The organism is Shewanella sp. CAL98-MNA-CIBAN-0140 (assembly GCF_040309905.1).
Classification (GTDB): domain Bacteria; phylum Pseudomonadota; class Gammaproteobacteria; order Enterobacterales; family Shewanellaceae; genus Shewanella; species Shewanella psychromarinicola.
Map to the genome: position 1 here is coordinate 64,889 of NZ_JBEOPI010000025.1, position 13,527 is coordinate 78,415.

Here is a 13,527-nt window from a genome sequence, read left to right on the forward strand (position 1 = left end):
TACCCTAGTCATAAACAGACAGTAATAAATAGGCCATAAAACCAAGTATGAATAGTCGCATAGCAATAACTCACATCGGATTGTGTACACCTTTAGGGAACTCGCCAGAAGAGGTGCTGCCACGCCTCATTAAGGGTGATATCAGTGCCATGCAATGGCGCGATAATCTATTGTTCAATGCCCCTACCATAGTGGGTTGCATCGATGAGACACGCTTAATCGATATTGCTGATCATTTAAGTCTGTTTACGTGTCGTAATAATCGCTTATTAAATACCGCGGCACAACAACTCGTCCCTGCGATAGCACAAGCCAAACAACGTTTTGGGGCAGATCGTATCGGGGTGGTGTTAGGCACAAGCACCTCGGGTATTTCCAAAGGCGAAGCCGCGTTAAAATACCAACTTGAACATGGGCATTTTCCCCCGAGCTACCATTACTCGCAACAGGAATTGGGCAGTACCAGTGATTATCTAAAGCAGTTATTTGCACTCTCTGGCCCTTGTTATACCGTCTCGACTGCGTGTTCATCGAGCGCCAAAGTGTTTGCCAGTGCACAGCGATTACTCAATGCAGATCTCTGCGATATGGTGATTGTTGGCGGCGTAGACAGTTTGTGTCAGTTAACCGTTAATGGCTTTGCCGCATTAGAATCCATATCCAAAGGCCATTGTAATCCGTTCAGTCGCCATCGAGATGGAATTAACATTGGTGAAGGCGCGGCGTTATTTACCTTAGAACGTGGTCAAAGTGAGGTGATGTTGGCCGGGGTTGGTGAGTCTGCCGATGCACATCATATTTCGGCACCACACCCAGAAGGAACAGGCGCGATTGCCGCCATGCAACAAGCCTTAACCGCGGCGAATATTTCGCCGCAGCAAATTGATTATGTCAATCTACATGGCACCGCTACCCCTAAAAATGATGCGATGGAATCACGAGCCATAACAGCAGTATTTAGCCAATCATTACCCCCATGCAGTTCAACCAAACCGCTTACCGGTCATACCTTAGGGGCTGCGGGTGCGATTGAGGCCGCTTTTTGCTATTTATTATTAAGTCCACTTAATCATAGCAAGCGCCTACCACCTCATATCTGGGATGGTCAGTTTGATGATAACGACCCGCACATAGCGCTGGTCAATGCCAACAGTAATACTGGGTTAAGTCAGCTCAATTTCATTATGAGTAATTCATTTGCCTTTGGTGGCAGTAATGCCAGCCTGATTTTTTGTCGAAAGGATGCCTAGTTTCATGCCAACACGCACAGCAAATGCCGCTATGTTAGCGCAAGACATCAGTACTTTTATTCCGCATCGCGCGCCGATGATCTTGATTGATAACCTGTTAGAGCACTATCCAGACAGCTTGATCACTGAAACCCATATTCGCCCAGACAGTGCCTATTTTGACCGCCAACTCAATGGTGTTCCTAATTACGTGGGCATCGAATATATGGCCCAAAGCATTGCAGCATTAGCCGGTGTAGAGGCACGACTCGATCACGAAGGTATCCGAGTCGGTTTTTTACTCGGCACTCGCAAGCTACAAATGCACATAGACACGTTTACCTTAGGTGAGTCTTATCGCACTCAAGTCACCAGGTTATATCAAGAAGAGTCGGGGTTAGCGGTATTTGATTGCCATATTTATCATCAAGATACCTTAGTGGCACAAGCCAATGTCAATGTATTTCAACCCCAAGATACCCAAACCTATATTAATAACAGCCAAGTTAATAACTAACCTTTTTATCCCCATTTGAGTTCCTCGAATCAATCACGGAGAGACATTTTGAATAATAGAATATTAGTTACCGGTTCAAGCCGAGGAATAGGCAAAGCCATCGCAATTAAATTAGCCGAGAATGGTTTTGATATTGCGCTGCACTTTCACAGCAATCATGTTGCCGCCGCACAAGTACAAAAAAGCTTATTAGATCTGGGTATTCAGGTCAGTTTACTGCAATTTGATATTGCTGACCGTCAGGCAGTTAAGCTTGCTATCGAAACTGACATTGCCGAACACGGAGCCTATTATGGCGTTATTCTCAATGCAGGTATCAACCGCGACACCGCTTTTCCAGCCATGACTGAACACGAATGGGACAGTGTCATTCACACTAACCTTGATGGTTTTTATAATGTTATTCATCCTACGGTTATGCCTATGGTTCAAGCTCGTAAAGGCGGACGTATTATCACTCTCGCCTCAGTGTCAGGCATCGCAGGTAACCGTGGTCAAGTGAATTACAGCGCCTCAAAAGCGGGGATTATTGGTGCAACCAAAGCCCTATCACTTGAGTTGGCAAAACGAAAAATCACCGTTAATTGTATCGCCCCAGGGCTAATTGAAACCGACATGGTGACGGACATTTCAACCGATATGGTCAACCAAATGGTGCCGATGAAGCGCATGGGTAAACCCAGTGAAATAGCCGGCCTTGCTAACTTTTTATTGTCAGACGATGCCGCCTATATTACACGCCAAGTGATTTCAGTTAACGGAGGCATGATATGAAGCGTGTTGTCGTTACAGGCATGGGGGGAATTTGTGCATTGGGTCAGGACTGGGCGCAAATTAAAGCCAGCCTACTCGCTAAACATAACTGCGTCATTCAAATGGATGAATGGGATCGCTACCCAGGGTTAAATACTCGCCTTGCCGCGCCTGTGACCGAGTTTGTTCTCCCTAAACACTATTCACGTAAAAAAATTCGCTCAATGGGGCGAGTCTCCATGATGGCCACTCGCGCCAGTGAACTCGCGCTTGAAGATGCTGGTCTGTTAAATGATCCTATTGTTAACTCTGGCCAAGTAGGCGTGGCTTACGGCTCATCAACTGGCAGTACCGATCCGATAATGGGATTTGGCGATATGTTAAAAACCGGCGATATGTCAGGGTTAACCGCTACCAGCTATATCCGCATGATGGCCCACACTACGGCCGTAAATATTGGCGTGTTTTTTGGCTTACAAGGCCGAGTCCATACTACCAGCAGTGCATGTACTTCTGCGAGCCAAGGTATTGGCTACGCTTATGAAGCGATTAAATATGGTATGCAAACCATTATGTTAGCGGGTGGCGCTGAAGAACTTTGTCCTACCGAAGCTGTGGTATTTGATACTTTGTTTGCTACCAGCACCAAAAATGATACGCCAGCTCAAACACCACGCCCATTTGACAGTCAACGTGATGGTTTAGTGATAGGTGAAGGTGCTTGTACTCTTATATTAGAAGAGCTTGAGCACGCTCAAGCCCGTGGCGCCAAAATTTATGCTGAACTGGTTGGTTTTGGAACCAATTCAGATGGACAACACGTGACCCAACCCAATGCAAAAACCATGGAAGTGGCGATTCGTTTAGCCTTAAAAGATGCCGCGTTAACGCCACAAGACATTGGTTATATTAGTGCCCATGGCACCGCAACCGATCGCGGTGACATCGCTGAAACCGCCGCTACCCATGCTGTATTTGGCACGAATACGCCGATTTCATCACTAAAAAGTTACACCGGTCATACCTTAGGTGCCTGTGGTTCATTGGAAGCGTGGACCAGTATTGAAATGATGAACGAAGGCTGGTTTGCGCCAACACTCAACCTCACCAATATTGACCCACAATGCGCCCCGCTCGATTACATTAAAGACGATATCCGCCTTATCGATACAGACTATGTCATGAGCAATAATTTTGCCTTTGGGGGCATTAATACTTCATTGATTTTTAAACGCTGGCATTAATGGCAACGGGGAGTCAGTAATTTGCCAATAAGAGTAAAATCCGACATAAAAAAACGCTTAATGAAACGTTAAAGTCTCATTAAGCGTTAAGTTTTTAAGCAGAGAACTTTATTTAAGTAACGGTATATACCCAAGCCACTTCAACATGCTCGTTTCAGGGCTCCCGTAGGATAACTGAACAAGGCAGTGATTGAAGAGAATGGTTATTCCCTTTTTAATATCACTATTCCAAGGTTCTAGGACGCTGCGCGGCTAGATGCTATAAAATCTTAGCCGCGAAGCTGTCCCTAGCAGACCGAAGCTCGCTCTAGCAGCCGCAGGCGCCCTATTCTTAGACCCTTGAACTCTGTCACTTATGGACATGCACAATCCTGCATTTCGAGGTCGTTTGGGTATGAATTAATTAAAGTGAAAGTTCATCGATAGCAAGCTTAGCTTGGCTAATGCCGGCTTCTGCAGCATCAGGGCCCATATTTAAGGCTTCTGCATAAATCGTTTCCACATTGTTAATCCCAATAAAACCTAATAATGTCGTTAGGTAAGGCACCACATGGTCAGTTGCACCATCTTTGTGGACGCCACCGCGAGTGGTAACAATAATCGCCCGCTTACCTTCAATTAAGCCAACCGGTCCTGTTGCAGTATAACTAAACGTCACACCTACACGAGCGATGAAATCAATCCAATTTTTTAACGTCGTAGGAATGGTGAAATTGTACATGGGCGCTGCAATAATAATGCTGTCATGCTGTTTAATTTCAGCCACTAATTCGTTCGATAGCGCGAGTGCTGATAATTGACGCTCAGAAAGATCCTCACCACCGCGTAAACCTGTAGCAAGTTCACCATCTAACATTGGCACGGGTTGGCTGCCTAAATCACGCACGGTGATCTGCGCACCTTTACGGCTCCATTGCTGATGTAAATAGTCCACTAATGCTGAAGATTGTGAATAACTGCCTAGAATGCTTGATTTTAAAATTAATACTTTTGCCATTGTTAATTCTCACCCATCTGTTTGTTGGGTCACATGGCTATGCGCCTGACCAATGAAATGAGTATATTGATCTATAAAAAAGAAAAATAGCGCAATAATTTTGCAGTTACGTTCGATAAAACAGAAAGTAATACCCGTCCATTAATTATCTACTCTGAGCTAACAATCTTTGGCGGAAACGATACAAATTGTCCGGTAAACGTGGCGCACATAATCTCATCACAATACAGAGCCACTTCTAAGGTGATTTTCACTAGCTGACCACGGGTTAATGGAGTCAAATCGGTATAAGGCCAAATGACTTTGGCATAAGGCTGTTTAGTAACCGGTTTTAAATACCTTACTTTCGCATCAGCTAATACAATGTCGCCATGTGCTTGAGATAATTGCTGCTGTAACCACACCATTCCCCATCCGGTTAATGTCATTAAGGTATAGATGCTGCCCGCAAACATGGTGTGATGTAAATTAATGTTGGGAGCAATAGGCGCTGTGACCTGTAAGCTATCACCATTAAACAATACTGGTGTAATCTGCATAAACTTACTGGCAGGGATGGTATTGTGCCAAGTTTCACACAAAGTCTGTAATAATGCGCTGACCTCGGCATCTGATTGTGCTTCGGTCAATGACAAATCGAACATAGCAATATCCCTCTGATGACAACGAGTGGACCATACACAACAGATACACTTTATACTTGTAAATTAAAGGTCACAGGACCGTCATTGACCAACTCAACCTGCATCTCTGCACCAAATTGGCCGGTTTCAGTAATGGCCCCTTGTTGACGACAATAGTCCACAAACGCCTGATAGAGACGATCGGCTTGCTCAGGGGTTGCTGCGCTCGAAAAGCTGGGCCTTAAGCCTTTATCGGTATCGGCTACCAAGGTAAATTGTGACACCACCAGTAACTGTCCGGCGACTTGTGCCAGATTAAGATTCATTTTGCCATTTTCATCACTAAACACCCGATAACGAATGACTTTTGTGGCTAGCTTAACCATTTTCTCAATATTATCTTCACGCTCTACACCTAGTAATACTAACAAGCCTTGGTCAATTTTGCCGACTATCGTGCTATCTACCGAGACGGATGCGCGTTTAACACGTTGAATTAATGCAATCATAACGGCCCTAAAAATAGACTATTGGGTGACAATTATTGGATAAACTAATCACGATCACTCCTAATACTTATCAGATGACGATACCGATTTACTCACCACCCGCTGATCATCCACATTATTAATATGATCATCTTTAGGCTCAGTAAATATTTCGGCTTTTAGGTCGTCAGCGATAACAGCCAAACTGCCTAAATATTCTGGTAATGCCGCAGTAATTTCTGCCCCAAGTAATACAATAATCCACGATAAATACACCCATACAAACAAAATAGGGATCACTGCCAGCGCACCATATATGGCTTCATAACTCGGAAATTGAGTCACGTAAAACGCAAAGCCTTTTTTACCCGCTTCAAATAATACCGCCGCAACAATGGCCCCCAATAAGGCATGTAAAAAATGCACTTTCTTATTCGGCACGACCATATATAAAAGCAATATCGATGCAACAGAAAACAGCAATGGCAGACGCTCAATAATCCTCGGAACTAATCCAGACAACTCACTACCCGTCACCACCTCTAATGACACCACATATGAGGTTGCCAGCAAACTTGCACCAATAAGAACAGGGCCAAGCGTCAATACCATCCAGTACATCGAAAATGACACCACGTAAGAGCGCTGTTCAGTGATCCGCCAAATGTTATTCAGTGCTTTGTCGATAGCAGAAATCAGCATAATGGCAACGAACACTAACGCAACAATACCCACAAAGGTCCCTTTAGATGCATTGGCCACAAACTCATTAATATGCACTTGAACCGTATCACCCGCAGCAGGTATAAAATTATTATAAATAAATCCTTCAATATTACCGCGAATGCCTTTAAACACCGGAAACGCAGATAGCATAGACATAGTAACGGCCACCATAGGCACCAGTGACAACAAGGTCACATAAGCCAAATGACCTGCTCGTATATTGATTTGGTCTTCAGTAAGCCGTTGTTTGAGATGGCGTAGAAACTGCCAAACCCCGCTAAAAAAAGCCACAATCGGGCTGTAATCAAACTTTTTGGGCATAATAATCCTTCTTTCTTGCCACGTTAGGGGAGATAACGTTTGTATTCAGTCACTAACTTCGTACAATGTTATAACATATTAGTCATCGAACAATGGAGCAAATTGATGTCACAACAAGGTTCGGCGGGCAATGTGCTCGCTGCTGTCGCTAGTTTTTTTTTCCCGGGCTTAGGTCAGCTTTTACAAGGGCGTATTTTAGCGGCTTTGTTATTCTTCTGCATTACTGCCGTTTGCTATTTCTTTTTTGTGTTGGTCATCCCAGCCATTATCGGTGGTTTATTCCATTTATGGAGCATCATCGACGCAGCAAAATTTAAATCAGGCAGTTAACCTCAACGAGGTCACTTTTCGCCTCAGACAATAAAAGAGACACATTGATGAAAAAATGGATATCACTGGCGCTATTAAGTAGCAGTTTACTGTTGAGCGGCTGTCAAAGTGCCTATTACGGTGCAATGGAAAAAGTTGGCTATCACAAGCGCGACATCATGGTCGATAGAGTGCAAAGTGCTAAAGAGTCGCAACAAGAAGCTCAGGAGCAATTTAGTTCTGCTTTGGAAGAAATGCAGGCTCTATTGGCGTTTGATGGTGGTGATTTAGACGATGCCTATAACAAAGCAAAAGATGAGTATGAATCTGCGCAGTCAGCGGCAGATGAAGTCAGTCGCCGTATTGAAAAAGTTGAAGATGTCGCTGAAGCATTATTTGACGAATGGCAAACTGAAATCGAAGAGATAAGTAAAGCCAGTTTACGCCGTAACAGCACCAATACGCTCAACAAGACCAAGCGGTCATATTACTCGCTAGTCAAAAGTATGCGTCGGGCAGAAGCCAAAATGCCACCGATTTTAACCGCGATGAAAGACAATATGCTGTATTTAAAACATAACCTAAACGCACAAGCCATTGGCGCAATTAAAGGCGAATTTGCCAATTTACAGACGGATATTTCCAGCCTGATTAACGAAATGAACAAATCGATTGCCGAATCGAATCAGTTTATTGCCTCAATGGAACAAGGTTAAACCTTACCTACCTATATCAAGTAACGCCCTTAGCGGTAACCTATGCTGTTATAGTCTATGACGGCCTAGGAGCTGCTTTTGGGGATTTATAGTAATGTGCTTAGTCAATCGGCGACTGGTCCACAGGTAAAGCCGTACGGCTAAATATTTGCTTCAAAACCACTGTAGTTTCAATGCTGGCGACAAACTTGAGGTTACCGAGTGATTTCTTGATAAATTGTTCATAGGAAACTAGGTCTTTGGCGACTATTTTGAGCAAATAATCATAGGCTCCGGTTATCACAGCACATTCCATCACTTGAGGTAGTGGTGCCATGGTTGATTCAAATAATGCTGTCGACTGATCAGTATGTTCTGTTAAGCGTACCGAGGTATAAACCACAATATTCAACCCCACTTTAAGAGGATCAACCTGCGCACCATAACCCAAAATCACTTTATCTTGTTCAAGCTTTTTTACTCGTCGTAAACAAGGAGTATCTGACATATTAACCTTATCGGCTAATTCAGAAATAGCCATTCGGCCCTGACGTTGTAAGATTTCTAATAGCTTGAGGTCTTTCTTATCCATTGAACAAGTCGCTTTTTAGTGAGTGATTAGTGTTATAAATATCATATTTATGAGTGAAATCCTCTACAAATTTACCACACTATCAATTTATTCAATGAGATGGTCTGTCACACTTTTGCTCTATAGAGTCTAGAAACTGCACAACATCAACCACAATCACATTGATAGCGTCACAATAATAGAGATAAAAGTAACTATATGTCTGAGTTTAGCAGGCGCTAACACTGATCAATATACACTTCAACTAGCGGAGTTTGACCCACGGCCTGAGGCTGGGAATAACGAATTTCACATTTATTGGCGGCATATTCTGCGTTAGGCCGAATACGAAGACCTGAACGTCCAGAATCGGTATAGGTTGTTAAAATAAACTCACCACCATCACTGATGTCGGCAATATTGGTCATTCGAGCTATTCCAGCACCAGTATGGCGCGGATATCCATAAGCTAAGGTGATTGATTGGCCCAGTACAATCAGACTGTTACCAAGGCCATTACCCGTACCTGCTGCCGCCGTTTCATCACAATCAGTACTGATTGTGCAAGCTGAATAAACCAATGTTTTACTGCTGTTAATTGCACCAGCTACGCCTTGCATCGTGCTCGCATAAGCATTGCTTTTTAACCCTATAAATTGGGGCGCGACCATAACAGCAAGAATGCCTAAAATAATAATTACCACAACAAGTTCTATTAAGGTAAAACCTTGCTGTTTACGCCACGAAAAATGCCCATGGTTTACTACGCTTGTCACCCTCAACCCAAATTTCCTTAAGCCAAATAGGATACTGTCTCTATATCCCTTTTATAACGTTAGTTAACCTCAACTCGGATTAGTAGGCGAGCTAAGTCGATTAATTAGGTGAATAAAAGGAGCTTATTTTCTATCGGCAATACATTATGCACATCTGTCTATAAATGCAACCGCCGCCACAACAACTTAATAAACTTGTTATCTTTTTTAGCTCAGAAACAAAAAAACCCGATAATCAATTACCGGGTTTTTCTATTACTTGCTTGCCTATGCAATTCGATTCAAGAATTACAAGCTGTAGTACATTTCAAACTCAAGCGGATGAGTCGTACGCGCTACACGTTCAGATTCTGCTGTTTTAAGCTGAATATAAGACTGGATAAAGTCTTCGCTGAACACGCCACCTTTAGTCAAGAACTCATGGTCCGCTTGTAAATTTTCAAGTGCGTTTTCTAATGAAGTCGCAACCTGTGGGATCTCAGCCGCTTCTTCAGCAGGCAAGTCATACAGATCTTTGTCCATTGCTTCACCTGGGTGGATCTTGTTTTGAATACCGTCAAGACCGGCCATTAGCAATGCCGAAAACGCTAAGTATGGGTTGGCATGTGGATCAGGGAAACGCGCTTCGATACGACGACCTTTAGGGCTTGGTACCACTGGAATACGAATTGACGCGCTGCGGTTACGTGCAGAATATGCAAGCATCACAGGCGCTTCAAAATGCGGTACCAAACGCTTGTAAGAGTTTGTGCTTGGGTTAGTGAATGCATTCAATGCACGAGCATGCTTAATGATGCCGCCAATGTAGTAAAGCGCAAGGTCACTCAAACCAGCATACTTATCACCAGCGAATAAGTTTACCCCGTCTTTAGCTAAAGACTGATGCACGTGCATGCCACTGCCGTTGTCACCCACGATTGGTTTTGGCATAAATGTCGCTGTCTTGCCATAAGCATGAGCCATGTTATGAACAACATACTTAAGGATTTGAATTTCGTCAGCTTTCTTAGTCAATGTATTGAATCGTGTTGCGATTTCATTTTGACCAGCTGTGGCCACTTCGTGGTGATGCGCTTCAACCACTTGACCCATTTCTTCAAGTACTAAACACATTGCAGAGCGTAAGTCTTGTGACGAATCAACTGGCGCAACTGGGAAGTAACCCCCCTTCACCATTGGACGATGACCGGTGTTGCCTTCTTCATAGCTTTTAGCTGAGTTCCATGAAGCTTCTTTAGCGTCAATCTTCACGAAACAACCTGACATATCAGTACCAAAACGGACATCGTCAAATATGAAGAATTCAGGCTCTGGACCAATCAATACGGTATCAGCAATGCCAGTAGAAATAAGATACTGTTCGGCTTTTTTGGCAATAGAACGAGGATCGCGATCATAACCTGTCATGGTACCCGGTTCTAAAATATCACAACGAATAAGTGCGGTCGTTTCTTCCGTGAAAGGGTCTAACACAAAAGTCGTTGGATCTGGCATTAACACCATGTCAGATTCATTAATGCCTTTCCAACCTACAATTGAAGAACCGTCAAACATTTTGCCGTCTTCAAAGAAATCTTCATTTACTTGGTGAGATGGGATAGAAACGTGCTGCTCTTTACCTTTAGTGTCGGTAAAGCGTAAGTCTACAAACTTAACTTCTAACTCTTCTAGTTGTTTTAAAACTGATTCAACTGACATTCTCAAGCCTCCGGTAGGGTAAAGGGTTGTCCCTTAATATAATCTTGGTATTCGCCAGATGATGCATCTGCAAAACGAATATTTACATAATAACAGCAGTGAAGCGATATTCATGCCAGTTCGTTAACTAGTTGATTTTATGAAGATGAGAACGTTCCCTCATCTTCTAAATTATGATTTTGCACCAATGACGTGCATTACTATGTTTCATCATAGTGCAAAAGTCCATAATAGTGCGTCATGTTAATGCTGGTGTTTTAATCATGCCACATTTTGCATCACACCTCGATTATGTTTAATATATAAACGTTTTATACTGTTTTTTGAGGCTTAGTAAACGAAAGATTTACATGTGTTCAAAAATAATCCTATCTACAAAAGCTGCTGTGAAGTAGAATGGCACGCTTTTTTACAGTAGCTGTAATAATAAATAGCTTCTGTTAGCTCCCTTTTTTTTTTGATGGTTTAGAGGTTTATCCGTGCTAGAGAATTTACGTAACATCGCCATTATTGCCCACGTTGACCATGGCAAAACAACCCTGGTAGACAAAATGTTGGCGCAGTCAGGAACCCTTGCATCTCGTGGAGAAGCTACTGAGCGGGTTATGGATTCTAACGATCTTGAAAAAGAACGTGGGATCACCATTCTGGCAAAGAATACTGCCATCCAGTGGAACGACTACCGTATTAACATCGTAGATACTCCTGGCCACGCCGATTTCGGTGGCGAAGTAGAACGTGTTCTATCTATGGTCGATTCAGTATTATTGTTGGTTGACGCAGTTGATGGTCCAATGCCACAAACTCGCTTTGTAACCAAGAAAGCCTTCGCTCAAGGCCTTAAGCCAATTGTTGTTATCAACAAAATTGACCGTCCAAGTGCTCGTCCAGATTGGGTTATTGACCAAGTATTCGATTTATTCGTTAACTTAGGTGCCACTGACGAACAATTAGATTTCCCAATCGTTTATGCTTCTGCATTAAATGGTTTTGCAACGTTAGATCCAGATGTAGCTAGCGATGATATGACGCCGCTGTTTCAAACTATCGTTGAGAAAGTGGCTTTCCCTGACGCTGATGCGGAAGCGGCATTCCAAATGCAAATTTCTCAAATCGATTATAACTCATACGTGGGTGTTATCGGTATTGGCCGTATCAACCGTGGTAACGTTAAGACTAACCAACAAGTGACTATTATTGGCGCTGACGGTAAGACTCGTAACGGTAAAATGGGCCAAGTATTAGGTTACATGGGTCTAGAACGTAATGAAGTTGCCATTGCCAATGCGGGTGACATCGTTGCGATTACCGGTTTAGGCGAGCTTAAGATCTCTGACACTATCTGTGCAGTGGGTGCCGTAGAGGCAATGCCGCCGTTGACTGTTGATGAACCTACACTAACAATGACGTTCCAAGTAAACACTTCTCCGTTCGCGGGTAAAGAAGGTAAGTATGTGACTTCACGTAACATTCTTGAGCGTTTACAGACTGAATTAGTTCACAACGTCGCACTTCGTGTTGAAGAAACTGACAGTCCAGATCGTTTCCGTGTATCAGGTCGTGGTGAATTACACTTATCGATTTTAATTGAAAACATGCGTCGTGAAGGCTACGAATTAGCTGTATCGCGTCCAGAAGTTATTCTGAAAACCGTCGATGGTGAGCTACATGAACCATACGAAACGGTAACGGTTGACGTTGAAGAAGGTCATCAAGGTACCGTAATTGAAAAATTAGGTATTCGTAAAGCTGAAATGAAAGATATGCAGCTTGATGGTAAAGGTCGTGTCCGTATTGACTTTATTATCCCAAGCCGTGGTTTGATTGGTTTCCAAACTGAGTTCTTAACCTCAACATCGGGTACGGGTCTAATTTATCATTCATTTGATCACTACGGTCCACACAAAGGTGGCGATATTGGTCAACGTGCTAACGGCGTAATGATTTCAAACGGAACAGGTAAGTCACTAACGTTCGCACTCTTTACTTTACAAGACCGTGGTCGTTTGTTTATTGGCCACGCGGCTGAAGTGTATGAAGGTCAAGTAGTTGGTATCCATGCTCGCTCTAACGATTTGACAATAAACTGTCTCAAAGGTAAGCAGCTAACTAACATGCGCGCATCAGGTACTGATGAAGCGCAAGTATTGACGACTCCGATTACACTGACTCTTGAGCAAGCTCTTGAGTTCATCGATGATGATGAATTAGTTGAAGTGACCCCTAAGAATATTCGTGTTCGTAAGAGATACTTAACTGAAAACGAACGTAAGCGTCATAACCGCAGTTAATCAGTATTAAACTGTAGCAGATTACATTTGCTACTCTTGATACCTAAAAAGCCCAGATGCCTGCATCTGGGCTTTTTGTTGCCTAGTATATACAGGCTAAAAGCGAAAGAGCCTAGAACGCTGCGCTGCTAGTACGCTTCGCGGCTAGAGGCTATAAAGTCAACAGCCTAGCAGCTAAGCAACTCTAGCAGTGACAAAGTCACGCCCTAACAGCGAAGCGACAACACTAACAGTGACGAAGTCACGCCCTAACAGCGAAGCGACAACACTAACAGTGACGAAGTCACGC

At 43.3% G+C, this 13,527-nt stretch carries 14 protein-coding genes; 7 read left to right on the plus strand and 7 right to left on the minus strand.

Features of this window, described 5'->3' with window-relative positions:
* Window positions 1-47 precede the first annotated feature (47 nt).
* Genes AAEY93_RS13810 through AAEY93_RS13825 form a run of 4 tightly spaced genes read left to right on the plus strand, consistent with a single transcriptional unit; the run spans window position 48 to window position 3,743 of the window.
* Entirely contained in the window at window positions 48-1,250 is a 1,203-nt protein-coding gene (locus tag AAEY93_RS13810; RefSeq protein ID WP_124013182.1) for a beta-ketoacyl-[acyl-carrier-protein] synthase family protein, read from the plus strand.
* Between the two features lie 4 nt (window positions 1,251-1,254).
* On the plus strand, window positions 1,255-1,746 hold the full coding sequence (locus AAEY93_RS13815; protein ID WP_101033093.1) for a hotdog family protein: 492 nt from the start codon (window positions 1,255-1,257) through the stop codon (window positions 1,744-1,746).
* A gap of 48 nt (window positions 1,747-1,794) precedes the next feature.
* Window positions 1,795-2,520: a 3-ketoacyl-ACP reductase FabG2 gene (locus AAEY93_RS13820; protein ID WP_351077655.1), complete on the plus strand. Its 726-nt coding sequence runs from the start codon at window positions 1,795-1,797 to the stop codon at window positions 2,518-2,520.
* Complete coding sequence (locus AAEY93_RS13825) at window positions 2,517-3,743, plus strand: beta-ketoacyl-ACP synthase (protein WP_101033095.1); 1,227 nt, start codon at window positions 2,517-2,519, stop codon at window positions 3,741-3,743. Before AAEY93_RS13820 ends, AAEY93_RS13825 begins: the two co-directional genes overlap by 4 nt.
* 403 nt (window positions 3,744-4,146) lie before the next feature.
* Here AAEY93_RS13825 and AAEY93_RS13830 read toward each other — a convergent pair whose 3' ends face one another.
* The 4 genes from AAEY93_RS13830 to AAEY93_RS13845 all read right to left on the minus strand — a co-directional run bounded on the left by AAEY93_RS13830 (window position 4,147) and on the right by AAEY93_RS13845 (window position 6,898).
* Entirely contained in the window at window positions 4,147-4,740 is a 594-nt protein-coding gene (locus AAEY93_RS13830) for an FMN-dependent NADH-azoreductase (protein ID WP_124013181.1), read from the minus strand.
* Between the two features lie 149 nt (window positions 4,741-4,889).
* Window positions 4,890-5,384 carry a thioesterase domain-containing protein gene (locus AAEY93_RS13835; RefSeq protein ID WP_124013180.1) on the minus strand — a complete coding sequence of 165 codons (495 nt, stop codon included), beginning with the start codon at window positions 5,382-5,384 and terminating at the stop codon, window positions 4,890-4,892.
* Window positions 5,385-5,434: 50 nt separating this feature from the next.
* Window positions 5,435-5,872: a D-aminoacyl-tRNA deacylase gene (gene dtd / locus AAEY93_RS13840; protein WP_124013179.1), complete on the minus strand. Its 438-nt coding sequence runs from the start codon at window positions 5,870-5,872 to the stop codon at window positions 5,435-5,437.
* Between the two features lie 60 nt (window positions 5,873-5,932).
* Window positions 5,933-6,898, minus strand: a complete 966-nt coding sequence (locus AAEY93_RS13845; RefSeq protein ID WP_101033099.1) for a virulence factor BrkB family protein — start codon at window positions 6,896-6,898, stop codon at window positions 5,933-5,935.
* 105 nt (window positions 6,899-7,003) lie between these two features.
* Between AAEY93_RS13845 and AAEY93_RS13850 the strand changes: the two genes are divergently transcribed.
* The gene (locus AAEY93_RS13850) at window positions 7,004-7,228 is read left to right on the plus strand and encodes a hypothetical protein (RefSeq protein WP_101033100.1); all 225 of its coding nucleotides are present in this window, start codon (window positions 7,004-7,006) and stop codon (window positions 7,226-7,228) included.
* A gap of 47 nt (window positions 7,229-7,275) precedes the next feature.
* Window positions 7,276-7,923, plus strand: coding sequence for a DUF2959 domain-containing protein (locus AAEY93_RS13855; RefSeq protein WP_101033101.1), 648 nt, complete (start codon window positions 7,276-7,278; stop codon window positions 7,921-7,923).
* Between the two features lie 100 nt (window positions 7,924-8,023).
* Here the strand turns inward: AAEY93_RS13855 and AAEY93_RS13860 are convergent, their stop codons facing one another.
* The 3 genes from AAEY93_RS13860 to glnA all read right to left on the minus strand — a co-directional run bounded on the left by AAEY93_RS13860 (window position 8,024) and on the right by glnA (window position 10,947).
* The gene (locus AAEY93_RS13860; RefSeq protein ID WP_124013178.1) at window positions 8,024-8,494 is read right to left on the minus strand and encodes an Lrp/AsnC family transcriptional regulator; all 471 of its coding nucleotides are present in this window, start codon (window positions 8,492-8,494) and stop codon (window positions 8,024-8,026) included.
* Between the two features lie 218 nt (window positions 8,495-8,712).
* Window positions 8,713-9,249 carry a type II secretion system protein gene (locus AAEY93_RS13865; RefSeq protein ID WP_124013177.1) on the minus strand — a complete coding sequence of 179 codons (537 nt, stop codon included), beginning with the start codon at window positions 9,247-9,249 and terminating at the stop codon, window positions 8,713-8,715.
* A gap of 288 nt (window positions 9,250-9,537) precedes the next feature.
* Window positions 9,538-10,947 (minus strand): glutamate--ammonia ligase, encoded by a 1,410-nt coding sequence (gene glnA / locus AAEY93_RS13870; RefSeq protein WP_101033104.1) that lies wholly within the window; start codon window positions 10,945-10,947, stop codon window positions 9,538-9,540.
* A 479-nt stretch (window positions 10,948-11,426) separates the two neighbouring features.
* Here glnA and typA point away from each other — a divergent pair, with 479 nt between their 5' ends.
* Window positions 11,427-13,238 carry a translational GTPase TypA gene (gene typA, locus AAEY93_RS13875; RefSeq protein ID WP_351077665.1) on the plus strand — a complete coding sequence of 604 codons (1,812 nt, stop codon included), beginning with the start codon at window positions 11,427-11,429 and terminating at the stop codon, window positions 13,236-13,238.
* Window positions 13,239-13,527 lie beyond the last annotated feature (289 nt).